General features: G+C 64.1%; 21 protein-coding genes. 16 read left to right on the plus strand and 5 right to left on the minus strand.

Annotated features, from left to right (window positions below):
* Positions 1 to 91 precede the first annotated feature (91 nt).
* The 7 genes from ACYVGC_RS07955 (at position 92) to trmB (ending at position 6,832) form a co-directional block, all read left to right on the plus strand.
* Positions 92 to 1,633 carry an HU domain-containing protein gene (locus tag ACYVGC_RS07955; RefSeq protein WP_460583276.1) on the plus strand — a complete coding sequence of 514 codons (1,542 nt, stop codon included), beginning with the start codon at positions 92 to 94 and terminating at the stop codon, positions 1,631 to 1,633.
* Positions 1,634 to 1,739: 106 nt separating this feature from the next.
* A complete protein-coding gene (locus tag ACYVGC_RS07960) occupies positions 1,740 to 2,447 on the plus strand; it encodes a MotA/TolQ/ExbB proton channel family protein (protein ID WP_460583277.1) in 708 nt (235 codons plus the stop codon).
* 101 nt (positions 2,448 to 2,548) lie between these two features.
* A complete protein-coding gene (locus ACYVGC_RS07965) occupies positions 2,549 to 2,971 on the plus strand; it encodes an ExbD/TolR family protein (protein ID WP_460583278.1) in 423 nt (140 codons plus the stop codon).
* A 106-nt stretch (positions 2,972 to 3,077) separates the two neighbouring features.
* Positions 3,078 to 4,004: a hypothetical protein gene (locus ACYVGC_RS07970; RefSeq protein WP_460583279.1), complete on the plus strand. Its 927-nt coding sequence runs from the start codon at positions 3,078 to 3,080 to the stop codon at positions 4,002 to 4,004.
* A gap of 57 nt (positions 4,005 to 4,061) precedes the next feature.
* Complete coding sequence (locus ACYVGC_RS07975) at positions 4,062 to 5,375, plus strand: bifunctional folylpolyglutamate synthase/dihydrofolate synthase (RefSeq protein WP_460583280.1); 1,314 nt, start codon at positions 4,062 to 4,064, stop codon at positions 5,373 to 5,375.
* A 42-nt stretch (positions 5,376 to 5,417) separates the two neighbouring features.
* Positions 5,418 to 6,086, plus strand: a complete 669-nt coding sequence (locus ACYVGC_RS07980) for an ion channel (protein ID WP_460583281.1) — start codon at positions 5,418 to 5,420, stop codon at positions 6,084 to 6,086.
* A 68-nt stretch (positions 6,087 to 6,154) separates the two neighbouring features.
* Complete coding sequence (gene trmB / locus ACYVGC_RS07985; RefSeq protein WP_460583282.1) at positions 6,155 to 6,832, plus strand: tRNA (guanine(46)-N(7))-methyltransferase TrmB; 678 nt, start codon at positions 6,155 to 6,157, stop codon at positions 6,830 to 6,832.
* Between the two features lie 33 nt (positions 6,833 to 6,865).
* On the opposite strand, the gene ACYVGC_RS07990 is transcribed toward trmB, so the two are convergent.
* On the minus strand, positions 6,866 to 7,735 hold the full coding sequence (locus ACYVGC_RS07990) for a redoxin domain-containing protein (RefSeq protein WP_460583283.1): 870 nt from the start codon (positions 7,733 to 7,735) through the stop codon (positions 6,866 to 6,868).
* 259 nt (positions 7,736 to 7,994) lie between these two features.
* Positions 7,995 to 8,621, minus strand: coding sequence for a beta/alpha barrel domain-containing protein (locus ACYVGC_RS07995; RefSeq protein WP_460583284.1), 627 nt, complete (start codon positions 8,619 to 8,621; stop codon positions 7,995 to 7,997).
* A 202-nt stretch (positions 8,622 to 8,823) separates the two neighbouring features.
* On the opposite strand from ACYVGC_RS07995, the gene mnmA reads away from it, so the two are divergent.
* From mnmA to ACYVGC_RS08020, 5 genes are all read left to right on the plus strand, one after another.
* Positions 8,824 to 9,984 (plus strand): MnmA/TRMU family protein, encoded by a 1,161-nt coding sequence (gene mnmA / locus ACYVGC_RS08000; RefSeq protein WP_460583285.1) that lies wholly within the window; start codon positions 8,824 to 8,826, stop codon positions 9,982 to 9,984.
* 167 nt (positions 9,985 to 10,151) lie between these two features.
* Positions 10,152 to 10,925: a hypothetical protein gene (locus tag ACYVGC_RS08005; protein WP_460583286.1), complete on the plus strand. Its 774-nt coding sequence runs from the start codon at positions 10,152 to 10,154 to the stop codon at positions 10,923 to 10,925.
* A gap of 147 nt (positions 10,926 to 11,072) precedes the next feature.
* Positions 11,073 to 12,770: a S8 family serine peptidase gene (locus ACYVGC_RS08010; protein ID WP_460583287.1), complete on the plus strand. Its 1,698-nt coding sequence runs from the start codon at positions 11,073 to 11,075 to the stop codon at positions 12,768 to 12,770.
* Between the two features lie 103 nt (positions 12,771 to 12,873).
* A complete protein-coding gene (locus tag ACYVGC_RS08015) occupies positions 12,874 to 13,197 on the plus strand; it encodes a hypothetical protein (protein WP_460583288.1) in 324 nt (107 codons plus the stop codon).
* A gap of 138 nt (positions 13,198 to 13,335) precedes the next feature.
* Positions 13,336 to 14,070, plus strand: a complete 735-nt coding sequence (locus tag ACYVGC_RS08020) for a phosphatase PAP2 family protein (RefSeq protein WP_460583289.1) — start codon at positions 13,336 to 13,338, stop codon at positions 14,068 to 14,070.
* Between the two features lie 15 nt (positions 14,071 to 14,085).
* Here ACYVGC_RS08020 and ACYVGC_RS08025 read toward each other — a convergent pair whose 3' ends face one another.
* On the minus strand, positions 14,086 to 14,856 hold the full coding sequence (locus ACYVGC_RS08025; RefSeq protein ID WP_460583290.1) for a DUF6348 family protein: 771 nt from the start codon (positions 14,854 to 14,856) through the stop codon (positions 14,086 to 14,088).
* 319 nt (positions 14,857 to 15,175) lie between these two features.
* Between ACYVGC_RS08025 and ACYVGC_RS08030 the strand changes: the two genes are divergently transcribed.
* The 4 genes from ACYVGC_RS08030 (at position 15,176) to ACYVGC_RS08045 (ending at position 21,893) form a co-directional block, all read left to right on the plus strand.
* Positions 15,176 to 16,279, plus strand: a complete 1,104-nt coding sequence (locus tag ACYVGC_RS08030; protein WP_460583291.1) for a tetratricopeptide repeat protein — start codon at positions 15,176 to 15,178, stop codon at positions 16,277 to 16,279.
* Between the two features lie 31 nt (positions 16,280 to 16,310).
* On the plus strand, positions 16,311 to 18,380 hold the full coding sequence (locus ACYVGC_RS08035; protein WP_460583292.1) for an OmpA family protein: 2,070 nt from the start codon (positions 16,311 to 16,313) through the stop codon (positions 18,378 to 18,380).
* 151 nt (positions 18,381 to 18,531) lie between these two features.
* The gene (rpe, locus tag ACYVGC_RS08040) at positions 18,532 to 19,254 is read left to right on the plus strand and encodes a ribulose-phosphate 3-epimerase (RefSeq protein WP_460583293.1); all 723 of its coding nucleotides are present in this window, start codon (positions 18,532 to 18,534) and stop codon (positions 19,252 to 19,254) included.
* 131 nt (positions 19,255 to 19,385) lie between these two features.
* Positions 19,386 to 21,893 (plus strand): TonB-dependent receptor, encoded by a 2,508-nt coding sequence (locus tag ACYVGC_RS08045; RefSeq protein WP_460583294.1) that lies wholly within the window; start codon positions 19,386 to 19,388, stop codon positions 21,891 to 21,893.
* A gap of 323 nt (positions 21,894 to 22,216) precedes the next feature.
* Here the strand turns inward: ACYVGC_RS08045 and ACYVGC_RS08050 are convergent, their stop codons facing one another.
* Together ACYVGC_RS08050 and ACYVGC_RS08055 are read right to left on the minus strand one after the other, a co-directional pair.
* A complete protein-coding gene (locus tag ACYVGC_RS08050) occupies positions 22,217 to 24,295 on the minus strand; it encodes a glycoside hydrolase family 65 protein (protein ID WP_460583295.1) in 2,079 nt (692 codons plus the stop codon).
* Positions 24,296 to 24,533: 238 nt separating this feature from the next.
* A complete protein-coding gene (locus ACYVGC_RS08055) occupies positions 24,534 to 26,324 on the minus strand; it encodes a glycoside hydrolase family 13 protein (protein ID WP_460583296.1) in 1,791 nt (596 codons plus the stop codon).
* Positions 26,325 to 26,386 lie beyond the last annotated feature (62 nt).

The raw sequence follows: 26,386 nt of genomic DNA on the forward strand, positions 1-26,386 counted from the left end.
AATGATTAACGGTCAATGATTAATGAAATCCCTTTCGTTAGTATGCTGCCCACTATTAATCACTAATCATTAACAATTAACCATTAAAAAGATGAACCTCTCCGACCACCTACGCCCTTTGCTCCGCGACCACGACTGCGTGATAATCCCGGATTTTGGGGGCCTGGTGGCCGAGTCTGTTCCGGCCCGGGTGCAGCCCGGCGGCCGGCATCTGCTCAGCCCGCCCACCCGCCAGGTAGCTTTCAACCAAGCCCTCACCCGCAACGACGGCCTGCTCGTCGATGCCCTGCGCGAGCACCTAGGCCTGCCCGCCGCCGAGGCCCGCGAGGCCCTGCGCCAGGCCGTGGCCGCCCTGCACCACGAACTGCAAAATCAGCAGCGCACTGAGCTACCCGGCATTGGCGTGTTTCGCCAGCAGCCGGGCCGTGGATTGCAGTTTGAGTATACCGGCACCGACAACCTGCTGGCCGCCGCCTTCGGCTTGCCCGAGCTCACGGCTCACCCCATGGCCGTGCTCGACGCCCGCCTGGCCCGCGAGCAGCAGGCCCAGCTGGTGCCGCGCCTGCGCTCGGCTAGCCGCGGCCTGCGGCTGCGGCGCTTGGTGCCGGCCACCACCATCGGCCTGCTGGCCGGCTTGGCCGTGGCGGGGCTCTACCTCCTAAACCTGCACCCGGATACCGTGCCCACTGCCTGGCAGGGCTACCTGCCGCGCTGGGAAGAAACTGCCCGCCCGGTGGTGGCTCAGCAAGCCGCGCTGGCCCAACCCAGCTTTACTGCGCCAGTTACCGAAGTAGCAGCGCCAGTAGCGGTTACTGTTGATTCCGTAGCCAAGGCTCCGGTCAAGGCTATTGTTGCCGCACCCAAGCCAGCGACCGTGGCTGCCGTGCCAGTTGCCAGTATCCCAACCCCTGGTCAAACGGTTGACCCGGTCGATGCCCTGCTTTCGCGGGGCCGTACCAGCCCGCTCCGGCCCCGCACCAAAGCCGGCAAAGTGCCCGCCGCCGCCGCCATTGCCCTCGCCGACGAAAGCAACGTAGCTAAGCCCGTGCCCATGGCTCTGCGCAAGCCCGGCACCACGGCCCTCACCACTTCTTATGCCGCCGCGGCCACGGCTCCCCGGCCGGCCGCGGCACTTGCCCCAGTTGCCGTTGCCCCAGCCCCTACTGTGCGCCCGGTGGTGAGCGTGAAGAGCAGCAAATCCGTAACCTTGGCAGCCCCCAAGGTGGTGGTTACCCATACCGCCGCCCCTAAGGCGGCAATTGCCCACGCCGCCGCCCCCAAGGCGGTTGTCGCCCACGCCGCCGCGCCTAAAGTGGCAATTGTGGCGGCCCCCGTGGTAGCTGCCGCCGCCCTGGCCCCCGCGGGCGTTGCCGGGCCCACCACAATTAAAGCCCGCACCGGCCGTTACTATCTCATCGTAGCCGCGTACTCGTCGCTCGCACGGGCCGAAGAAGGTCGCCGCAACCTGGCCCACGCCGGCCGCCCGGCCAAGGTGATTTGCCCGCCCGCGGGTAGCCGCCTGTACCGCCTGTCGGCCGTAGATTTTGCTGACAAGCCCACGGCTACGGTGGCCGCTGCACGCCTGCGCCAGAATCCGCATTTCGACAAAGGCCTGACCGTCTTGCCTTACTAGGCTGGTCCGGCCTATACTTAGATTTCAGTTGTAAATTACTGAATGATAAGTAGTTGCAAGATTTATAAGTTCTTGTAAATTATCCTGTTCTTCCTGTTTCCGCTGAATGTTCGTTTTCCTGCTGCAAGCCGGCCCGGCCCTCACGACCGTTGCCACCGATACGGCCGCCGCGGCGACCACCGCCGCCGCTAACGCCGACCCCGGCCTCTCGCTCATCGACCTGCTGCTGAAGGGGGGCTGGATAATGCTCCCCATTCTGCTGTTGCTCGTGGTATCGGTCTACATCATTGCCGAGCGCTACCTCACCATCCGCAGTGCCGCCGGCAACCCCGAGTCGTTTATGAGCGGTATTCGGGCGCTCATGGTGAAAGGCGACCTGCAAGGCGCAAAGCTTTACTGCGCCCAAAACCCCTCGCCGCTGGCCCGCATGGTGGAAAAAGGCCTGCGCCGCATCGGCCTGCCCATCACCGAGATTGAGGCCAGCGTCGAAAACGTGGGCAAAATCGAGATTGCCCGCCTCGAAAAAAACATCAGTATCCTGGGCATCATCGCGGGTATTGCGCCCATGCTGGGCTTCGTGGGCACGATTATCGGCGTTATTAAGATTTTTTACGCCATCTCCAGCAGCGGCGAATTCGGCATCACCCAAATTGCCGGCGGCCTCTACACCAAGATGGTGACCTCGGCGGCGGGCCTCATCGTGGGCATCATCGCCCACATCGGCTACCACTGGCTCAGCATTCTGGTCGAGCGCATGGTGTTCCGCATGGAGAACTCGGCCGTCGAGTTCATGGATATTTTGCAGGACAACTAATTTTTGAGTTTTTAGCTATTAGCGGCTAGCTGTTAGTCTTTTAAAGAAGGCGTGTAGCAAAAAAAGCTAATAGCTAACAGCCAAAAGCTAACAGCTCAAAGATGAACCTTTCCCGCCGCCGCCGTCTGTCTTCCCACGTCGAGACCAGCTCGATGAACGACATCATGTTCTTTCTGATGTTGTTCTTCCTGATTGTATCCACGATGGTTAACCCCAACGTTATCAAGCTCTTACTGCCCAATGCGAAAAGCAGCAAGCAGGTGATGAAGCAGCCCATCACAGTGAGCATCAATGCGGCGGGCGAGTATTTTGTGAATAAAAAGCCCGTTACGGCCACTACCCTGGAGCCCGAGTTGCGCGCTCTCATCGTGCCCGGCCAGCCCGCCGAGGCGCAGCCTACCGTAGTGCTGCGCGTGGATGCCGGCCTGAATGTGCAGAAGCTGGTGGATGTGCTTGAAATTGGTAATCGCCTGAAAATGAAGATGGTAATGGCCACGCAGTCGCAACAGGCCGCGGGTAAGTAATCAGCAGTGAGCAGTGAACGATGAGCAGTTCTCGTATACTGCACGTTGTGAATTGATTACTGACCAGTTACTGTTCATTGCTCACTGCTAACTGATAATTGAAAAGATGGCCCTCGACTATCCCGAAGAGCATCGGCGCGAAGCCCTGGGCATCACGGCGGCCGTGGTGCTGCTGCTGGCGCTCATTTGCTTCTTCCTCAAATTCAACGGCCCCAACCCGCCCATTGAGCCACTCGGTGGCGATGGCGTAGAGCTGAACTACGGCCTCGACGCGGCCGGCTCGGGCGACATTCAGACGCTGGCCACCGCCAACGCCTCCCTCAACAAGGAGGACTCGCGCCCGCCCGCGGCCCAGCCCAACCCCACGCCCCAGCCCGCCCAGCCCCGCGTAGAGCGTACCCCGCCGCCCCAGCCCGAGGCCCAGGAAAAAGTGATTACCAGCGAGGCCGAAGACGCCGGTGCCACGGCCCCGCCCGCGACCAAGCCCACCCCCAAAGCCGTGGTGGAGCCCGTGCGCGAAACACCCACCCCCACGCCGCCCAAGCCCCGCGAGCAGCCCCGCACGCTCTACACGCCCAAGGGCAGCGCCACGGGCGTGGCTGGCGGCAACGGCACGAACGGCACCAGCACCGCGCCCACCGGCAACAGCAACGGCGACCGCCCCGGCACCGTGGGCGACCAGGGCGACCCCCGCGGCTCGCTCAACGCCAAGGCCCTCTACGGTGAGCCCGGTAGCGGCGGCAGCGGCTCGCGCCCCGGTAGCGGTGGCGGCGGCGGCCTCGAAATGAGCGGCTGGCGCTTCGATAATGCGCCCGTGGTAGAGGCCCTAGACGACAACCCCGGCGTAGTGCGCTTCAAGATAAAAATTAGCGATGATGGCGAGGTGGAATCCGTGGTTAAGGTGTCGGGCAACGTGTCACCCTCGCAGGAACGCCTCTGCCGCGACAAGCTTCAGCAGGCCAATTTTGTGAAAACCAATGCTGGAGCGGGTGGCGCAACGGGCTACTATACTTTCCGCTTCACGGTGAAGTAAGCAGTGCCCTAAATCGTCAGGCTAGTTAGTTAATGCAGACGACCACAATATGTCATCATGAACTATCCCGAAACACTAGCTTGGCTCTACGCACAACTACCCATGTATCAGCGGGTAGGACCGGCAGGCTTCAAGAAAGGCTTGGGTAATACGGAGGCGCTTGCCGCCGCCCTGGGCCACCCCGAAACGCAGTTTAAAAGCGTGCACGTGGCGGGTACCAATGGCAAGGGTTCGTCGTCGCACCTGCTGGCGGCGGTGCTGCGCAGCGCCGGCTATCAGGTGGGCCTTTATACCTCGCCGCACCTGCGCGAGTTCACCGAGCGCATCCGGGTGAATGGGCAGGAGCTGGCCCCGGCCTTTCTGGTGAAATGGGTGGAAGCGCACCGCCCGCTGTTTGCCGAAATCGAGCCTTCCTTTTTTGAGATGTGCGTGGCGCTGGCCTTCGACTACTTCGCCGCCGAGCGGGTTGATATCGCCGTGGTGGAAGTGGGCCTGGGCGGCCGGCTCGACTCGACCAACATCATCACGCCACTCGTCTCGCTCATCACCAATATCAGCTACGACCACCAGGCCATGTTGGGCAATACGCTGCCCGAGATAGCCGGTGAAAAAGCCGGGATTATCAAGCCTGGCCGGCCCGTGGTAGTCAGCCAAACGCAGCCCGAAGTAGCCGCAGTTTTCAAGGATAAAGCCCAGCAGGAGGAGAGCCCGCTGCTCTTTGCCGACACGCGCTACGAGGCGCGGGTGGCCGGCGACCCCGCGCCCTCCGGCGAGGCCGCCGTGCAGCTGCTCGACGTGTGGCGCCATGGCCAGCCCTGGCTGCGTAACGTGGAACTGGGCCTGCTCGGCGACTACCAGCGCCTGAACCTGCCCGGCGTGCTGGCCACCCTCGACGAGCTGCGCGCCCAGGGCTTCATCATCCCGGAAAGCGCCCTGCGCCAGGGCCTGCGCGAGGTGACGCGCCTCACCGGCCTGCGCGGCCGCTGGAGCATCATTGGCCGGCAGCCGCTGGTGGTGGCCGATACGGGCCATAATGAAGCCGGCATGCGGCTGGTGCTGGCCCAGCTGGCGCGGGTGCCGCACGAGCACCTATACATGGTAATCGGGGTAGTTAACGACAAGGATATCAGCAAGGTACTGGCCTTATTGCCGCCCGCGGCCACCTATTATTTCTGCCAGGCCGACATTCCCCGCGCCCTGCCGGCCGATGAGCTGGCCACCCAGGCGGCGGCGGCCGGCCTCACGGGGCGGGCCTACGGGCCGGTGGCGGCGGCCGTGGCCGCTGCCCGCGCCGCGGCCGGCCCGGCCGACGTGGTGTTTATCGGCGGCAGCACCTTCGTGGTAGCCGAGGTGGCGGAGTTATATGGGTAACCCCGGCGGGCAGTACGCCGGGGCCTGCCGTACTTGGGGCCCATGAGCTACCTCCGGCACCCGTACGTTGCGCAAATGGCTTACCACCGGTATAAGCTACTGATGGGCAGCTTGTTATTTTTGGTATTAGGCTCGGGCTTCGTGCCGGCCAGCGCCGCCCCCCGGCTGTTTGCGGCGCTGCTGCTGCAAAATATGCTGGTGGGCGTGCTGGCATTTTGGGAAGAGCGGCCCTGGGTGCTGCTGGCTAGCCTGCTGGTGGTGCTGGGCCTGGAAATTGCGGCCCAGGTGTGGGGCTGGGCCACGGTGCGCGCCTACACGGGGGCGGCGTACAGCGTATTCTGCTTTTCCATTACGCACCGTATTTTTCGTAAGGTGCTGGCTACCAGACGGGTCACGACGGAGTTGCTGGCGGCTACCATGTGCGGCTTCGTGCTGCTGGGCATGGTGGGTACGTTCGTGTTCGTCATCATTAATGTGGTGCAGCCGGGGGCGTTTACCGACGTGGGGCAGGGGCCGGGTAATGTGCAGGTGCTCAATTACTTCAGCTTCGTGACGCTGCTCACCGTGGGCTATGGCGACATTGTGCCCGTGAGCAACGTTGCCCGCAAGGCCACTATTCTGCTGGGGCACTTCTACGACGTGTTCGTTATCAGCGTTATTGTGGGCAAGTACTTCGGCGGGGCGGCGGCCGACGAAGCCCCGCGCCCGTAGGCCGGCCACTAAAAGCCAGCCGGCGGGCGTAGTTTTGCGGCCCTTTTAGCTTAAAAATTCCAGCTGCCGTGCCCCGCATCAAACTCCAGCGCTTTGCCGATAACGCCACCCGCCCCGACATTGTAGAGCCCGGCAAGGCCAGCTTTGGCCAGCTAAGTGGCCACTGGGCCGCCGATTTTTTTCAGAACAACCACCCGCTGGTGCTCGAAGTGGGCTGCGGCAAGGGCGAGTATACCGTGGGTCTGGCCCAGCGCCACCCCAAGCAAAACTTCCTGGGCCTCGACATCAAGGGCGAGCGCATTTGGCGAGGCAGCACTCGCGCCGCCGCCCTGGGTTTGACGAACGTGGGCTTCCTGCGCCTCATGGCCCACCAGCTCACCGAGCATTTCGGCCCCGGCGAACTCAGCGAAATCTGGATAACCTTTCCCGACCCGCGCCCCCGCGACCGCGATATCAAGCGCCGGCTCACCTCGCCGCGCTTCCTCAATATGTACCACACGCTGCTGGCCCCCGGCGGCGTGGCCCAGCTCAAAACCGACAGCGAGGACCTCTACGACTACACCCTGGAAGCGCTGGCCAACCGGCCCGGGGCGGCGATTGAGGTAGCCACCCGCGACCTATACGCCGAAACCGACCCGGCTTTTGCCGCTGCGCAGGCCATCCAAACGCACTTTGAGGGCAAATACCGCGCTGTGGGCGTGCCCATCAAGTACGTGCGGTTTCAGGTGGGCGCAGCGCCGGCGTAGTTTTATATAAGTAGCTTGCAATCAGATTATTATCTACTTAATATCGCGCAGTATCTCCTTGGCGTTCAGCACGTGGCTGGTGGCCTCGCTGAGTGAGTTGAAAACGTAGCGCACGCGGCCTTCGCCATCGAGCACGTAGGTGACGCGGCCGGGCAGTAGGCCCAGCGCGGCCCGGGGCACGGCGTATTGCTTGCGCAGCTGGCCGCCTGCATCGCTCAGCAGCGGGAAGGGTAGCTGGTACTTCTGGGTGAACTGCTGGTGCGACTGCGCATCGTCGGAGCTGATGCCGATAACCTCCGCCCCGAGGTCGGTAAAGTCCTGATACTGGTCGCGAAACGAGCAGGCCTCCTTAGTACAGCCCGACGAGCCATCCTTAGGATAAAAATAGAGCACCACGGGGTGGCCCCGGTGCGCGCTGAGCTTGAATAGCGTGCCCGTAGTGGTGGGTAGCTCAAAATCGGGGGCCAGGTCGCCGGTGCGCAGGGCGCGGGCGGGGCCTTTGCTAGAAGCGGCCGTGGTGGGCCGCAGGTTCACGGTGAGCGGGGCGGTAGCGCCGGCACTTACTTTGAGCGTTTGGTCTTCGTAGCCAGCGTAGCCCGCCACCAGCGTGCTGCCGGTGCTGGCGGGCAGCGTGAGGGTAAACCGGCCGGCGGCGTCGGTACTCACGATGTTGGCTGTGCCCGGCACCGAGAGCGTGGCGCCCGGCAGCGGGCGGCCCAGGGGGCTGAACACGCGCCCCGTGAGGCGGTAGGTGGGGCTTTTGGTGGGGGTGGCGGCCGGTTCGGTGGTCAGCTGCTGCGCCACTAGCATGGTGAGCGGCTTGGAAGAGCGGGCCGTTTGGGCCTGCCCGGTGAGCGTTGCTCCGAGGGCGAGCAGGAGCGTCGGGAGGTATCGAGTAGACATGAGCAACGGCAAATGGCCCAGCGGAAAGTAACCCTCAGGCGAAGCAGCGGGTCACTTACGGCGGGCATTCGGGCGGTGGTTTGCCGATTAGTCCCAAAAAGAGACAATCGCCGTTCAACGCCCCGCTATCCTGTTTGAAATTAGTAAATTACTATTCAGGGCGCTCGGGTAGTTTGTCGGTAATGGCCCGGCCCGCCTGCGCAGGCGGGTTAAGCTGCGCCGGCGGGCCGGGCGGGTACTCGTTGGTTTGGGGCAAAGGCTACGCCTCTTCCAGGGCTTCAAACACGGCTTCGAGCTCCGTGAAGTCGCGCAGGCCGGGCTTTATCTCGTCGCCGCCGGCCAGGATGAGGCCCGCGGGATGCACCTGCTGGGCCAGGTCGGCGGCCTCGGTGGGGTCGGTGGGGCTGGCCAGCCACAGGGGGGCTTGCCGGGCCAGCTGGTGCCAGTAGGCGTAGTCGGCCGAGTAGGGCAGGGGCGGCGTAGTAAAAAGGGCAAACCCCTGGGGCAGCGCCGCCGTGAGGTCGGCAATGGCCGCCGCGTAGAGGTGCTGCTTGATGAGCAGGTTGGACGGCACCTCGATAACGGCGGGCACGGCCAGGCCCTCGGGCCAGGCCTGGCGGTCGCGGTCGAGGCGCAGTAGCACGCCCGTGAGGCCACATTCCTCCACCAGGCGGTTGATTTCGGGGCCCGCCACGTGGCCAAACTCGCCGATGAGGTCGACGCCGGCCACCCAGCCGGCCAACTCGCGGGCGGTGGCCGCATCTACGGCCCCGGGCAGGTTGGCATCGAGCGTGAAAATGAGGCCCTGGGCCCCCATGCCGGCGCAGTAGCGGGCGTCGGACAGGTTATTGATGCCGCGCACGAGCACGGGAAGAGCGAGAGACATTTAACAGTTATTCAGTTAACATTTACCAGTTATCAGTGGGCAATCTGGTGATTGGCTGCCAAACTGCCCGGCGGTACAAAGGTGCGGCTAACTGGGCATTCGTTTGGTGGTGGCCAGCCAAGCGACTGTTAAATGAAGCAGTGGTAACTTTGTAGTGGCGCCAGTCGGAACGTTCACCTCCCGGAGTGGTTTAGCCCCTGTAATGACCCCAACCCCAACCAAGGGCCGCGTACTCGTGGCCATGAGTGGCGGCATCGACTCGTCGGTGGCCGCCGTGCTGCTGCACGAAGCCGGCTACGAAGTCGTCGGCATGACGATGAAAACCTGGGACTACGCCACGGCCGGCGGCTCCAAAAAGGAGACCGGCTGCTGCTCGCTCGACAGCATCAACGATGCCCGCGACATTGCCGTGCGCCTGGGCTTCCCGCACTACATCATTGATATTCGGGAAGAATTCGGCGATTTTGTCATTGACAACTTCACCAGCGAATACCTGGCCGGCCGCACCCCCAACCCCTGCGTGCTCTGCAACACCCACATCAAGTGGGATGCCCTGCTGCGCCGGGCCGACCAGCTCGGCTGCGAGTTTATCGCCACCGGCCACTACGCCCAAATTCGGCAAGATGCTGACAGTGGGCGCTTTATCGTGAGCAAAGGCCTCGACGAAAATAAGGACCAAAGCTATGCCCTGTGGGGCGTGACGCAGCAAAGCCTCAGCCGCACGCTGTTTCCGCTGGGGGCCATGCGCAAAACCGAGATTTACGACGAGGCCCGCCGCCGCGGCTTCACGGCGCTGGTCAACAAGCCCGAGAGCTACGAAATCTGCTTCATTCCTGATAACGACTACCGCAGCTTCCTACGCCGCCGCGTGCCGGGCCTGGAGGCTCGTGTGGCCGGTGGCCGCTTCGTGCTGGCCGACGGCACCGAGGTGGGCCGCCACGAGGGCTACCCGTTCTACACGATTGGGCAGCGCAAGGGGTTGGGTATTGCGCTGGGCTTCCCGATTTATGTAACTGATATTCGGCCCGATACCAACGAAGTGGTACTGGGCAATTACGACGAGCTGGCCAGCACTGCCACCACGGTGCACAAGCTCAACATGGGCAAAGTGGGCAACCTCGAAGGCCGCGGCCTGGTGCCGGCCGTGGTGAAGGTGCGCTACCACCACGCGGGCTCGCCGGCGTTTCTGGAGCAAACCGGTGATAAAATCAACATCTATTTCACCGAGCCGGTGCACGCCATTACGCCGGGCCAGGCGGCCGTGTTCTACGACGGCGACGACGTGCTGGGCGGCGGCTGGATTGAGCGCCACGTGATTGGCGAAGTGCCGGTGCCGGCCGCGCTGGCTGACGTCGTGGCGTAGCACTGGTTTTGTAGGGAATTAAAAATGAAGAATTAAAAATAAGACTATCAAATTTTTAATTCTTCATTTTTAATTTTTAATTCCCTCTGTCAAACCGACCGGCTTGAGTACCTTAGAAACCTGAACGGGCGGGGCTGCCGCGAGGCCCCCGCCCATTTTTCTGCTTTATGAACCCAGTTTTTCGCTTGTTTACGAAGGGGGGCCGGCGCGGGGCGCTGGGGGGGCTGCTGGCCGCGGGCCTGCTGGCCGGCTGCCGCCATGATGTGCTGATAATGCCCGCCTACGACGACTACTTCCCGGTGGCGGTGGGCTCTTACCGCACCTACGCCGTAACCGACTCCAGCTGGACCGGCGGCCGGCCCACGGTTACCAACTACCAGTTTCGGGAGCGCGTGAGCGAGCAGTTTACCGACGCGGCGGGCAAAACGGCCTACCGCCTCATCCGCTCCAAGCGCCCCAGCGCCGCCGCCGCCTGGGCCGACGACAGCGCCTTTGTGGTGCAGCCGCTGCCCCGGGCTGTGCTGCTCACCCGCAACAACGTGCGCACGGTGGAGCTTATCTACCCGGCGCGGGCCGCGCAGGGCTGGAACTACAAGGCCTTCACGGCCTCGCCCGACACCATTACCAGCCTCACCCGCTACTACGGACCCAGCGTAGCCACCCCCTACACCACACCCGCCGTGCCCGGCGCGCCCGCCAAAACGTACGATAACACGGTGAGCACCCGCACCACCCTGGATACGGGCTCGGAAGACGTGAACCTGCTCTACCAGCGGGGCCTGCGGCAAGTATACGCCAGTGGCGTGGGCCTGGTGCTACGCCGCCGCTTCAGTTATAATACCTTCATTACCAACCCCGACGGCTCGCAAACTATTACGCCGGGCGTAGTGCAGAGTGGGCAGGCACGCCGCGAAACGCTCATCGAGTCCGGTACGCTGTAGCTGCGCACGCAGTTTAAGGCAAACGATAAACTACTGCTAACCGGCCGGCTTGCTACCCAGCGAGCCGGCCGGTTGTTGTTTAGCGGCTATGCGGCCGGCTATTCCTAGCCCATAGCGCCTATTTTCGTGGTACTTATCCTGCATCGTATGAAAAATATGTTTTGGCCGGCTGCCGTGCTGCTGGCCGGCCTGCTGGGCTTGGCCCCGGCCGCCCAGGCCCAAACCGGGACCGTGCGCCGTTACTTCGTGACGTTCAAGGACAAAGCCGGCACGCCCTACACCGTGGGGCAGCCGCAGGCATTTTTGTCGGCGCGGGCGGTGGCCCGGCGCACGCGCCAGGGCATTGCGGTGCGCCCGCGCGACCTGCCCGTGAGCCCTGCTTACCTCACCCAGGTGCGCGCCGTGAGCGGCCGGCCGCAGGTGGTGTTTACCTCACGCTGGCTCAATGGCGCGGTGCTGGCTTGCGACTCGGCTACCCTGGTGCAGGTGCAGCAGTTGCCCGCCGTGGGTAGTGCCCAGCTGCTGAGCCGGGTGCTGCCGCAGGCGCCGCGGGCGGCCCCGGCCGTGCCCGCCATGCCCATACCGCCCACGCCCACCACCCCGCGCGCCACCTACGGCAAGGCCTACGCCCAAAACCAGCTAATCGGGGCTATCGCCATGCACAACGCCGGTTTTCGGGGTGAAAACATGCAGCTGGCCGTCTTCGACGCCGGCTTTCCGGGGGCCGACCAAATCACCACGCTGCAAGCCGCGCAGCAGCAGGGGCGGGTGGCCAGCACCCGCAACTTCGTGGACGGTGGCCGGCAGGTGTACCTGCGCAACGGCCACGGCACGGCTTGCTTCTCCGCCATTGGGGGCGAGCTGCCGGGCTACTACGTGGGCACCGCGCCGCACGCCGCATTCCATCTTATTGTGACGGAAGATGTTGACAGCGAGTCGCCTATGGAGGAGGCTAACTGGCTGGCCGCCGCCGAGTACGCCGACTCGGCCGGGGTGGACGTCATCAGCTCGTCGCTGGGTTACACCACCTTCGATGATGCCACGCTTTCGCACACCTACGCCCAGCTCGACGGCCGCACGGCCCTCGGCAGCCGGGCCGCGCTCGGGGCCGCCCGCGCCGGCATGGTCGTGGTAAACGCGGCTGGCAACGACGGCGGTAACAGCTGGCGCTACATCGGCGTGCCCGCCGATGCCGACAGCATTATCTCGGTGGGAGCCGTTGATTCGCTGCGCAACCACGCCGTTTTCAGCTCCTACGGTCCCACGGCCGACGGGCGCATCAAGCCTACGCTGTCGGCCATGGGGGTGGCCTCGGCGGTGCTCACGCCCACGGGGGTGCCCGTGCGCGGCAACGGCACCTCCTACGCCTGCCCCGAGCTGGCGGGCCTGGTGGCGGGCTTTTGGCAGGCCAACCCCACACTCACGGCTCAGCAAGTCATCACGGCCCTCAAAAATGGCGCGTCGCAGGCCCAAAGCCCCGACAATACCCTGGGCTGGGGCATCGTCAACTTCGTGACCTCCTATAACTTGCTGCGGCCCGGCACGCCCCTGGCCACCACCGAAGCGGTGGTTACCCCCGAAGCCAAGCTGGCTGTCTTTCCCAACCCCAGCCACCTCGATGAGCTCACGCTGGCCCTGCCGCCCAGCCTGCGCGGGCAGGTGCTGCGGGTGCGCCTGCTTGACGTAAAAGGCGCGCTGGTGAGTGAGCAGCAGCTGCCCGCCAGCCCCGCCGCCACGGCGGCGCTGCGCTTGCCGGCCCGCCGCCTCGCGCCGGGCGTTTACCTCTGCACGGTGCAGCCCGTGGCGGGTGGCGCGGTGCAAACACTACGCTTTGTGCGGCAGTAATCCAGCTAATATTATTGGGAATAATCGGTTAAATTTTGCCAATATTATTGGTAAATCAGCGCGGCCGGCGTACCTTTAAACCGTCAATCAGACGCCCCTTTCTATGTTACAGATGATGACCAGCAAGCGCATTGGGCGCCGGCAATTCCACTTCACCGTGCAAGGCAGCAACCTCCACGAAACCGTGGCCGAGTACGACCGCCTGAGCTTTCCTGACGTGGCGGCCTGTGGCCTCTGCGGCTCCGACAACCTCGACCTGACCAGCCGCGTGGCCCAGGGCAAGTACAAGTACACGTCCATCAAGTGCCTCTCGTGCCGCGCCGACCTCACGTTTGGCAAAAACAAGGACGACGACCAGAGCTACTTCCTGCGCCGCCGCGACACCGGCGAGCTCGACTGGCGGGCATTTGAGAAGAAAGCTGAGTAAATTAGTTGATTACCAGTGTGAACCGCCGTCAGGGCTTCCCGTGAGGGGCTTTGGCGGCGGTTTTGCGTTATATAGGGGCTGATTTCGGGTGAGCCTTTACGGGCGGCTGGTCCCGGCGGCATCCTTTCCTCGCCACTTATGCCCTCCTCGTCCCTCACCGCCGCCCGGCACCAGGTGCGCCGCCACCGCTTTTTACTGCTACTGCTGGCCGTCATCGTGGGAGCGTGGGGCCTGTTTGCCGAGGTAGCCCATGAGCTGCGTGAGGACCGTTTGCAGGCCGACCACGGGTTTCCCTTCGACCGGCCCATCCTCAACTTTCTGCATCAGCACCCCACCCCCATGCTCTGCACCCTGGCCGACCAGCTGAGTGCCCTGGGCGGCCCCGTGTGGTGGGCGGTGTACGGGTTGGCGGCGCTAGGGGCGGCTTGGCTGCTACGCCAGCGGCGCTACCACGCCCTGGTTTTTGCCGCCGGTGCGGTGGGCGGCACCATGGCTCTCAACCTGCTGGCCAAATACTACTTCGACCGCCTGCGGCCCAATTTTTATCATCAGGTTTGCTTCGAGGCTCCCACCATGCTGCCCGACCCCAGCTTCCCGAGTGGCCACACGATGGCTTCGCTGGCGCTAGCCTGTACGGTGGGCATTATCTGCTGGCCCACGCGGGGGGGCTGGGCTGCCTGGGGCGTGGGGCTGGCTTTTGCGCTGGGCGTGGCTTGGTCGCGCCTCTACCTGTCGGCGCATTATCCCTCCGACGTGCTGGCCGGCTGGCTGGCCACCGGGGCTTGGGTGAGTACCCTGTACCTGGCCATGTCGCGCTACCTGCGGGCGCTGCGCCGGCTGGGCGAGCGGTTGCAGGGGTGGCTGGGCTGGTGAAGCGGGCGCGCAGTATCAGGCCAGCCCGCACTTTCGGAATAACATAAATTGCTTTTGCCCGGCAAACTGGCCGCTACGGGGCCAGGCGCTGGCTTCCGCTTGTAAGAGGGCCAGTCCTTCCGGCCACGGTTGGTTGTCGAGCAAGCATTCGCTAATGATTTCCCCTGCTGGCTGCCGACTAATGTAGACCTTCAGCCAGTGGAACGGCTCGGGTGAGAGGTGCGCCAGCAACGCGGGCCTAAGTAGCTCAAAAAAATGCGTATCCTCTAGGTCGGCACTATGCGCCGACCAAGCGCCTTGCACTTGCAAGAGGCCCATGAGGGGATGCCAGATAGGCTCGCCCGACGGGGCCAGAATATCCAGGGCCGGGTCGTGTTGGGCGCTTATGCCTTCGAGTATAGTGGGTAGCATACCCTCCACATAATTACTGGCCCCGTTGGTAACAGCCGTTAGCTCATCCTCACCGATGCCGGCCAGAAAATCGGCTATACCGTCAGGAAAGTAAGCCTGATGGAATACCCGCACGCCCAATGTGCAGGTAAAAGCGTTCGGATGCCTGGTTTGGCCCAAAACTTCCGTAGCCAACATCAGGCCAGTGGGTTTCAGGCGCAGGTACTCCTCGTGCCAGGCCACTTCAAGGGCCGGAAAGCTTTGCTGGATAGCAGCCAGTAGCTGCTCCTGAAACAGCTGGTTGAGGCTAGCCGGCTGCGCTTCGTTACTGGCAGCCGGGGTCGTTTCAACCGGGAGCGGCTGGAATAACTGCTTTATTTTACGAAGGAAGCTCATGGTAACCGGCGAAGGTTTTCCCCAAAGAAAGTGGCAAAGCTTCCTATATCCATTATCAAGTGCTATCCCACCACTGCCACTGGGCCACGCGCCGCTGCGGGCGGGCGCATAGGGTGGTAAATCAGGCGCATGTCGGTGGGCAGCTTACACCGCTAGCGGGTTATAGCTTTTGCCGCTGCTCATAAGCAGTATTTGCGCCGGTAGTAGGAGGGTAAGCCGAAAAATTTGCAGTCTAAGCAGAACCATCTACAGAACTCTTGATGCGCGCAAACCGGGCCGTTACCTTCGCGGAGCTACCCTTTGGGGCCAGCATATTTCTATGCCGCGAACTACTACGTTGCTCACCTGGGGGCTGGGGCTCGCCGGGCTGCTGGCCGCCGCGCCAGCCTGGGCCCAGGTCGATACCGTGCGGGCCAGCACGCTGCCCGGCCCGCAGCTGGCTGAAAAGGCCTACAACGCCGGCTTGGCCAGCTACAAAGCCCAGAACTACCCGGCCGCGCTGGCCAGCTTTGGGCAGGCCCTGGCTGCCAAGCCTGACTTTGCGCCCGCCTACGCTAACCGGGCCGCTACCCGACTGGCCCTCAAAGACTACCCGGCCGCCGAGGCCGACTACGACCAAGCCCTGAAGCTGGAGCCCACCAGCTACGCCCACTACTTCGGCCGGGGGCAGGTGCGCGAGGCCGCCGGCCGCGCTCCCGAGGCCGAAGCCGACTACGGCGAGGCGCTGAAGGCCAACCCCGCCTACGCGCCGGCCTGGTACAACCGGGGCGTGCTGCGCTTCGAAAAGGGGGAGTATGAGGCCGCCCTCACTGACTTCGACGGGGCTGTGCAAGCCGACCCCGCCCAGGCCTACGCCTATCACGACCGCGCCAGCACCAACCTGCGCCTGGGCCACTACGCCGCCGCCGTGCCCGACTACACCCAGGCCCTGGCCTTGCAGCCCGCGCTACTGCCGGCGCTGCTCAACCGGGCCGCCGCCGAGCGCCGCACCGGCCAATTGCCGGAGGCCCTGCGCGACTACGACGCGTACCTAGCCCAAAAAACCGATAACCCGCTGGCTTACACCAACCGCGGCAACGCGCGCTTCGAAAATAAGGATTACGCCGGGGCAATAGCCGACTGCGACCGCGCCGTGGCCCTCGACCCCAAGTATGCCTACGCCTGGAACAACCGGGCCGCCGCCGAGCTCAAGCTAACCCAGTACGCCAAGGCCGTGGCCGATGCCACCGAGGCCCTGCGCCTCAACCCGCAGTACGCCGAGGCCTACCTCAACCGGGGCCACGCCCGCGAAATGCTGCGCCAGGCCGACGAGGCCTGCCAGGACTGGCGCCACGCCGCCGCCCTGGGCCGGGCCGAGGGCAATGGCTACGCCGCCGCCGCGGGCTGCGCGGGCGAGGCGGCTGAAGTGTCAGTAAATAAGTAATTATTAAACAACAAGTTAACTTTATAAGGTGGTGAAGGTACGGAGGATTGCCGCGGGCGCCGCGGTGCTGGGTGGGTTGCTGGCCGGCCCGGCCCACGCCCAGGGCGTGGAGTTTTCGAAGGAGAAGTTTAGTGAGGACAAGCAGGGGCTGCGGGAAGCGCTGCGCGAGCTGAAGGCTGGCGACGCCGAATACCACGCCGACCCACCCCGCTACCAGCTGGCCCTGCCGCACTACCTGGCGGCCCAGCAATTCAACCCCGATAACGCAGAGCTAAACATCAAATTAGGAGACTGTTACCTGCACTCGGGCACCAAGGCCCAGGCGCTGAGCTACCTCCAGCGCGCCCAGAAGCTGGCGCCCAGCGCCGACCCGCGCACGCACTACCTGCTGGCCCGCGCCCTGCACCTGAGCGCCAAGTGGGCCGAGGCCATCAAGGAATACCAGCTGGCCGGTCCGCTCGCCGGGGGCCGCAAAGCGGCCGATGACCCGCTGGTGATAACGGCCGAGGACCTGGCCCGCCGCGTGCGCGAGTGCCGCAACGGCCAGGAGCTCTCAACCCACCCCGCCCGCGTGTTCATCGACAACGCTGGCCCGGAAGTCAACTCCGCGTATTCCGACTACGGCCCCGTGGTGTCGGCCGATGAGGCGGCGTTGCTCTTTACCTCGCGCCGCCCCAGCCGGGCCAACGCCCCCAAAGACCCCGATGGCGACAGCTACTTCGAGGATATTTACCAAACGGCCTGGCTCGGTAAGGCCTGGGCACCAGCTACTTCGTTGGGCGCCCCCGTGAACGGCGAGGGGCACGACGCCACTGTGGGCCTGGCCCCCGATGGCCAGCGCCTGCTCGTGTACGCCGACGCTAATGGCGGCGATATCGAGGAAACTACCCTCAAAGGCACGGCCTGGGGCAAGCCCCAGCGACTGGGTAGCCGCATTAATTCCAAGGCCCACGAGTCGTCGGCGGCCTACTCGCCCGATGGGCGCTACCTGTACTTTGTGAGCGACAAGGCCGAGGGCGGGCGCGGGGGCCGCGACATCTACAAGGTGGAAATCGACGGGCGCGCGCCGGCCGAAAACCTGGGCCCGGTCATCAACACGCCCTACGGCGAGGAGGCGGTGTTTCTGATGCCCGACGGCAAAACGCTGTACTTTTCGTCGGAGGGCCACAACTCGATGGGGGGCTACGACATTTTCAAATCGACCTTCGCCGACGGCAAGTGGGGCGAGCCCGAAAACCTGGGCTGGCCCATCAATACCCCCGACGACGACGTGTTTTTCGTGACCTCGGCCTCGGGGCGGCACGGCTACTACGCCTCCGAGCGGCCGGGCGGCCTGGGCAGCAAAGACATTTACCGCATCACCTTTCTGGGCCCCGAAAAGCCGCCCGTGCTCAGCGAGGAAAGCCAGTTGCTGGCCTCGCGCCTCGCGCCCCAGCCCCAAACGCTGCTGGCCCCGCCGGTGGCGGTGGCCACGGCCCAGGTCACCATCCTCAAAGGCACCGTAACGGATGACGCCACCCACCAGCCGCTGGAAGCCAACATCGACCTCATCGACAACAAAACGGGCCAGGCCATTGCCACCTTTCACAGCAACGCCACCTCGGGCAAGTACCTCGTGAGTTTGCCCTCGGGCCTCAACTACGGTATTGTGGTGCGGCAGGAGGGCTACCTGTTTCACTCCGAAAACTTCGACCTGCCGGCCGGCGCCGCCTACGCCGAAGTGGTGAAGGACATCCCCTTGAAAAAGCTTGAAGTGGGCGTGGTTATCGTGCTGAATAACATATTCTTCGACTTCGGCAAAGCCACCCTGCGCCCCGAGAGCACGGCCGAGCTGGAGCGCCTCCGCAAGCTGCTCACCGAGCAGCCCGCCCTGCGCCTCGAAATGGCCGGCCACACCGATAACATCGGCAAGCCCGCCGCCAACCAGGACCTGAGCCAGCGCCGCGCTCAGGCCGTGGTGGCGTACCTCACGCAGCACGGCGTGGCCGCCGCCCGCCTGGCCGCTGCCGGCTACGGCGACACCCGCCCCGTGGCCCCCAACACCAGCGCCGGCGGCCGCCAGCTCAACCGCCGCACCGAGTTCAAGGTGACAGGCAAGTAGGAGGGCTTTTGGGGCGGGCCCAAAAGTCGCCTGTCATTGCGAGCCTGCGAAGCAATCGCACCTGAACGATACCTGCCCGAGTCGTTCGGGTGCGATTGCTTCGCAGGCTCGCAATAACAGACGGGGGTGCTTATCCGTACTTTCGCCCCCAATGAGCCACTCCCTGCCCGACCCCATTTCTCCCCGCGCCCCCCACCGCCGTGAGCCGCTGCTAGCCCCTTCACTCCTGGCCAGCGACCTAGCCAACATCCAGGCCACCGCCGAATTGCTGGCTACCGCCGAGGCCGACTGGCTGCACTTCGACGTGATGGACGGCCGCTTTGTGCCCAATATCTCCTTTGGCCTGCCCATTCTGGAGGCGTTGCGGCCCCACGCCAAGCAGCCCATCGACGTGCACCTGATGATAGAGCAGCCCCAGGATTACCTGGCCGCCTTCCGCGATGCTGGGGCTACCCACATCACCGTGCACTACGAGGCCTGCCCGCACCTGCACCGCGTGGTGGAGCAAATCAAGAGCCTGGGCTGCACCGCCGGTGTGGCCCTCAACCCCGCCACGCCCGCCAGCTTCCTGGTAGACATTGCCAGCGAGCTGGATTTGGTGCTCGTGATGTCCGTCAACCCCGGCTTCGGGGGGCAAACGTTTATTCCGCACACCTTGCAGAAAGTGGCCATGGTCAAGGAGTTGCTGCTCGATGCCGGCTCCGATGCCCTCATTGAGGTAGATGGTGGTGTGAGCCAGGCCAACGCCGCCGCGCTGGTGCAGGCCGGGGCCGACGTGCTGGTGGCTGGCAGCTTCGTGTTTAAGTCGCCCGGCGGGCCGGTGGCCACGCTGGCGGGCCTGCGCAGGCAGCTGCGCGAAGCCAGCCAGGAGTAAGCGCCAAATAAATAGCCCGGCGGCGTACGAAAAGCCCTGCCCGGCCAGTTGAAAAGCCGCTGGCGCGCCGCCGCGGCCGGCGTAGCTTTACGAGTATATTTTCCAGCTGCCTTTTTCTGCTGCCTCTGCGTTTGAAGCCTCTACCACTACTGCTTGTTTTGAGCCTGCTGCCGGTGGCTGCGCCCGTGCTCGCCCAGGATGCCCCCGCGCCGGCTGCCACCGACCTCCTCACCCTCACGGGCACCGTGCGCGATGCCCAGGGCCAGCCCCTGGAGCTGGTGGTGGTGGCCCTCGAAGGCCAGCCCGGCGGGGCCACCACCAACGCGCAGGGTGGCTTCACGTTGCGCCTCACGCGGGCGGTGAGCGGCCCGGTGGTGCTGGTGGCGCGCCGCCTGGGCTACCTGCCGTTGCGCATGCCGCTGACCCTGCCCGCTGCGGCCGGCCAGCCCCTGCGCCTGGCCCTGCAACCCGACACCAAGGCTCTCGGGGGCGTCACGGTGCGGGCCCGCTCGGCGGGGGCCGACCAGCGTGAGCAGGCCAGCCTCATCCAGCTCGACCCGCGCACGGCCAAGGTTATCCCGTCGCCGTTCGGGGACTTTAGCGCCATTCTGAAGACGCTGCCGGGCGTGGTGAGCAACAACGAGCTGAGCAGCACCTATAACGTGCGCGGTGGCAACTACGACGAGAACCTGCTCTACGTCAATGGGTTTGAGGTGTACCGGCCGTTTTTGGTGACGCAGGCGCAGCAGGAGGGCCTGAGCTTTATCAACCCCGACCTCGTGCAGAAGGTCGATTTTAGCACCGGCGGCTGGCAGCCCAAGTACGGCGATAAGCTGTCCTCGGTGCTCGATATTCAGTACAAGGAGCCCGAGAAATTCGCGGCCTCGGCCACTGCCAGTCTGGTGGGCGGCGCGGCCCACGCCGAAGCGCGCTCGGCCAACGGCCGGGTGAGCTACCTGGCCGGCGTGCGCTACAAAAACGCGCAGTACGTGTTCAATGCCCTCAAGCAAAACCAGGGCAACTACAACCCGACTTTCTACGACGGCCAGGCCTACGTAAATATTGGTTTAGGGAAAAAGGGCGGCGACCTGCAGAAAACCAGCCTGGGCATCCTGGGCGTGGTGGCCCACAACGACTACCGCTTCGTGCCGGTGAGCGGGCAGGTTACGTTTTCGACCAATACCAACCAGTTTGCCCGCGTCAACATCTACTACGATGGCCGCGAGCGCATGCAGTACGACACCTACCAGGGCGGGCTCAACCTGAAGCACAATTTCCACCCCGGCCTGCAAGTCGAGCTGCTGGCCTCGGCGCTGCTCACCCGCGAGTTTGAGTTCCGCGATGTGGAGGCGGCCTACACCTTTGCCGATGTCAACCGCGACCCCACGAGCCCCGATTTCAACCAGACCGTGCGCCAGCGCAACATCGGCTCCAGCTTCAACCACGCCCGCAACGACCTCACGGCCCGCGTGTACACCGGCGAGCTGCGCGGCCGCTGGAACCCCGGCGGCGACCCCGCCGGCCCGCACCAAATCCGGTTCGGCGTGAAAACGGGCCGCGAAATCATCCACGACCAAATCGACGAGTACAGCTTTGCCGACTCGGCCGACTACGTGCCCGATGCCCGCCGCACCCGCCTCGCCGCCGACCTCACCCTCGAAAGCCAGCGCACCCAGGGCTACGTGCAGCACACCTGGCAAATTGACACCCTCAAAACCCTGACCTACGGCGTGCGCGCCCACTACTGGTCGGTGAACAGGCAGACCGTTATCAGCCCGCGTATCCAGTTTGCCTCGCGCGACCGCCGCCACCCCGAGCGCAGCTGGAAGCTGGCGGCCGGCCTCTACGCCCAGCCGCCCTTTTACCGCGAGCTGCGCGACCAGATGGGCCAGCTCAACCCCGAGTTGCGGGCCCAGAAATCGTTGCACTTCGTGCTGGGCCGCCAGGTCGAGCTGCACCTCATGAACCGGCCCTTCCGCCTCAACACGGAGGCCTACTACAAGCACCTCACCGACGTGGTGCCCTATGAAATCGACAACGTGCGCCTGCGCTACTCGGCCAAAAACAACGCCACCGCCTACGCCGCCGGCCTCGAAACCCGCCTCAGCGGCGAGTTTGTAAAGGGCGTAGAATCGTGGCTGAGCCTGAGCTTGCTGACTACCAAGGAGTTGATTGCGGGCGACTCAGTGACGACCTACGACGCCCAGGGCGTGAAAACCGGCGTGCAGCCGCTGGGCTACATTCGCCGGCCCCAGGACCAGCGCCTCACGGCCAGCATCTTTTTCCAGGACCACCTGCCCGACAACCCCTCGGTGCGCGGCTACGTGAACCTGGTGTTTGGCACCGGCCTGCCCTTCAGCCCGCCCGGCCTGCCCCAGTACCGCGGCGACAACGCCCTCACCAGCGCCTACCAGCGCGTCGATATCGGCTTCTCCAAGGTACTGAGCCTGCGTACCACGCCCAAGGAGCACCTCACTTCGCTCGAAAGCCTGTGGCTGGGCCTGGAAATCCTCAACATCCTGGGGGCCAACAACGTGGCCAGCTACAGCTACTTGCAGGACGTGAACGGCCGCACCTACGCCGTGCCTAGCTACCTCTCGCAGCGCGTGCTCAATGTGAAGGCCGTGGCGCGGTTTTGAGGGAGATAGGCGCTAACTCTACTTTGGCAGCTTGTTACTAGCTCAGAGAGTGTTTTCACCGCAGAAGACGCGGAGGGCTTCGCAGAAGGAGCGCAGAGGACGTTCTTCTGCGACTCTTCCGCGAAGCCCTCCGCGTCTTCTGCGGTGAAATCTTCGGTGAAAAATACTTAACCTGCCAAAGAATAGCTACTACGCTAGCTCCTAAAAAGATGAAGCCCCGGCTGTGGGGACAGCCGGGGCTTCGGAAAGCAGGTGAAATAAGCACCTGCGCTTTGCTCCTGCAAACAGGAAAAATGTACGCTACAAATATAGCCATCCGCAGCCTACCGGCCCACCGAGTACGTCCGCTGCTGCCCGCCCACGCCCGTAATTTTCAGTGATTGCCAGCCGGTGGGCAGGGTGCTTTTGCGCTGCGTGATGCCTGTGGGCGTGATGTCGAGCCCGCCGAAGCCCATGAGCACGGCTTGCAGCACGCCGCCCGCGCCGGTGGCGAAGTAGGGGTTGGTGCCGCCCTTGGTTTCGGCGATGACGCGGAAGGGCGGCAGCAGGTTGGGCTCGTAGGCATCCTTAAACCACAGCTTGGCTTTGTCGGCGTTGCCGAGGCGGGCGTAGAGCAGGGCAAAAATGCCCTGGGTCATGGCCGGGGTGCCTTCATTGGGTACGCGGGTTTCGTAGTATTCGAGGTCCTTTTTGATTTGGGCCGGGGCCGTAATCACGTTCAGCGGGTAAGCCAGCAGGTTCACGTCGCCCTGCTTGATGCCCTCACCGTGGTAGGTGGCGTGCTCCTGGGTTACGCCGTCGGGCATTTTGAGAATCGGAATATTGCGGGCCACCAGCAGCCAGTCGGGGTCGGCCGGCAGGCCCAAGAGCTTGGCGGCGGCAGTGGCGTTTTGTAGATTTACCTGGGCGGCGGCATTGGTAAAAGCATCATTATCAACGTTCTCGGCCCACTCATCGGAAGCCACCACGTTCTTGATGTCGTAGTGGCCGGGGCCGTTGCGCTCGACGCGGCTGGCCCAGAAGTCGGCCGTGGCCGCCAGGATGGGCCAGCCCTTCTCGCGCAGCCAGGCCTTGTCCTGCGTCACGCAGTAGTACTGCCAGGCCGCCAGCGCCACGCAGGCCGATATGTGGTGTTCAAACGGCCCGCTCAGCGCCCATACGGGCGTTTCTTCCACGCCGGTGTCGGCGCTTTCCCAGGGATACATGGCGCCCTTGTAGCCGTGGGCGAAGGCGTTGTGGCGCGCCGCGTCGAGGCGGCGGAAGCGGTACTCTACCAACGACTTCGCAATGTCGGGGTGCAGCACCAGCAGGGCCGGGAACATCCAGAAATCGGTATCCCAGAACACGTGGCCGTTGTAGCCCAGGCCCGAGAGGCCCATGGGCGAGGGCGAGTAGTCGGTGCCGGCCCGCGAAAAGCTGTAGAGGTGGTAGAGCATGGAGTGCACATCCTGCTGGGCCTGGGCATCGCCGGTGAGCTGGATGTCGCTCTGCCAGAGCTTGTCCCAAGCCTGGTTGTGAAAGGCCAGCAGGCGCTCGCGACCCTCCAGGCGGGCGAAGATGGTGAGGCGCTCGGCCTCGTTGAGCGGGTCGGGGTGGTGGGCCGAGGTGATGCTGGAGCCCGCCACGGCGTAGGCGTAGGTTTGGCCGGCTTGCAGCGGCTTGCTGAACTTCATGAGGTGCTGGTTGCTGTCCCACATCTCGTGAATCACGCGGGGCTCTTGGCCGTGCGGCTCGCTGAATAGGAAGCTGTTGGAAGCGCACAGCTGGAGCTTGCCGGTGCTGCTCTTGGCCGACGAGGTGAGGAGCTGCAGCGTGGCGTGGGGCCGGTCGATTTCGTTGTAGTAGTTCTGCACGTCGCGCAGGGCATCGGGGGCATCCATGACGCTGGCGGCGGTGAGGGCCACGTCCTGCTTGGCCGTGATGCTGACATCGAGCAGCACCGTGAAGGGCAGCTGGCGCAGGGCGTAGTAGGTGTATTTGATGGTGGCCTTGTCGCCGTAGTCGAAGGTGGTGGTGAGCGAGCCGTGGCGCATGTCCAGCTCCTGGCGGAAGTTGCGGGCATCCTGGCTGCCGAGGCGGTGGCCGTCCACCTCCAGGTACATGTTCAGTAAATTAAAGCTGTTCAGGAAGTTACTGACCCGGCCGCGGCCGTACTGGTCGTAGGCCCCGGCCAGTACCACGCTCTTGACTTGAAACGGCTCGGCCGACGACACGATGCCTAGCATGCCGTTGGCCACCGTTTCGCCGTAGTAGTTGCGCGGGTCAATTTTATCGGCGGTGATGCGCCAGGGGTCGGGTGCGGGGGCCTGGGCCTGGGCTTTTTGGGCCGCGGGCGGGCCGGCCAGCAGTAGGGCCAGCGCGGGCAGCAGGAGTTTCAGCTTCGGGGTTGGGAAGGACAGCATGGGTGGGAACGGATAAGAGGCTGGCTGGTCTTGTGTAAATTACTTATATACAAGGGATTGCTTGTTCAACGGAGCGCCTCCCCCCGGCCCCCTCTCCGACAAGGAGAGGGGGAGCCACGGCGGCACTTTCATTGGCGCACGGCTGCAATCGTCAGGCTCCCCCTCTCCTTGTCGGAGAGGGGGCCGGGGGGAGGCGCCCCGTTGAACGACTGTCCGTTCACTATTAACTAGCTGATAGTTACCGCAGCGGCAGCACCACGGCCTGCCAAGGTAGCAGGGCCAGCGTGGGGCTGGCAGTAAAGGTGGGGTAATTGTTGAGCCAGGGCGCGCCGCCTGGCATGAGGCCGGCGGGCAGCGCCCAGTCGCGCTTCTCGGCCGAGAAGTTGAGCACTACCAGTACTTTTTCGGTGCCCTGGGTGCGGGTGTAGGCGTAGATGTGCGGGTTGGCCGCGTCCAGCAGCTGGTACTGGCCGTACACCAGCACCGGGTGCTGCCGGCGCAGGGCCGTGGCCCGGCGGAAGTGGTTGAGCACCGAAGCCGAGTCCTTGTTCTCTGCCTCTTCATTGATGGTCAGGTAGTTGGGGTTAACCCCAATCCAGGGCGTGCCGGTGGTAAAGCCCGCGTGGGCCGTGGCGTTCCACTGAAAAGGCGTGCGGCTGTTGTCGCGCGAGAAGCGGGCTAATTGGTGGAAGAAAGCGGCCTCGTTGCCGTGCTGCTGCTTGAGCAGGGCGTAGGCGTTGCGGGCGGCCACGTCGCGGTAGTCCGCCATGCCCTTAAAGGAACTGTTGGTCATGCCCAGCTCGTCGCCGCTGTAGCAGTAGGGCGTGCCGCGCATCGTCAGCAAAAAGGTATTGAGCAGCTTGGCCGAGGGGGTGCGGAAGGCCGGCCGGTCGTCGCCAAACTTGCTCACCATGCGCGGCTGGTCGTGGTTGCCCAGGTCAATGGCCTGCCAGCCTTTCTGGGCAAAGGCGCTGTCCCACTTCGTAAACACGCGCTTGAGGTCGGTGAGCTGGTACGTATCGGTGCCGCTGCCCACGCCCGTGCCCTCAAAGTGGTAGGTCATGTCAAGCTCCCGGCGGGCGGGGTCCACGAAGAGCATGGCCTCGGTCACGTTGCGGCCCGCGCCTTCGGCCACGCTCATCACATTGTACTTGCTGAGCACCTCGCGGTTTATTTCCCGGAGGTAGTCGTGCAGGTGCGGGCCGTGGTTGTAGGCGTTGGCATAGTTTCGTTCGGTGAGGCCCGGCATGGGCGGGAAGCTGGGGTCCTTGGCCACAAACTGAAACGCGTCCATCCGGAAGCCGTCGATGCCCTTATCCAGCCAGAACTTCATAATGTTGTGCACCTCCTGCCGCAGCTTGGGGTTGTTCCAGTTCAGGTCGGGCTGCTTTTTGGAGAAGATGTGCAGGTAGTAGCTCTTGGTGGGCGCGTCGTACTGCCAGGCATCCTTCTTCACGTCGAAGGTGCTGTAGCGCTTGGGCGGGGTGCCTTTTTCGGCGGGCCACCAGTAGTAGTAGTCGCGGTAGGGGCTGGTGCGCGAGGCGCGGGCCGACTTAAACCACGCGTGCTCATCGGAGCTGTGGTTCACCACCAGGTCCATCACCAGCTTGAGGCCGCGCTGGTGCATGCCCTTGAGCAGGGCATCGAAGTCGGCCATCGTCCCAAACTCAGGCATAATGGCCCGGTAGTCGCTGATATCGTAGCCGTTATCATCGTTGGGCGAGCCGTAAATCGGGTTCAGCCAGACCGTGCCCACCCCGATGCGCTGCAAATAATCAAGGCGCGAAATGATGCCCTTGAGGTCGCCTACGCCGTCGCCGTTGCTGTCCTGGAAGCTGCGCGGATACAGCTGGTACACCACGGTTTCCTTCCACCAATTGGGCTTTTTGGCCGGCGCGGCAGCGGCGGGGGCGGTAGCGGTAGCCACCGGGGCGGTAGTGTTAGCGGTTTCGGTTTTAGCTGGCTGGTTGCAGGCGGCGGCCAGGCCGGCCAGGAGCGGCAGGGTCAGCGCAAGTCGGAAATGCTTCATGGGCATGCTGATTTGGTCGAGAGTTAAGGGTTAAAATACTGTTGTTCAATATTTTAATCCTT

The sequence above is a fragment of the Hymenobacter arcticus genome (assembly GCF_054779975.1).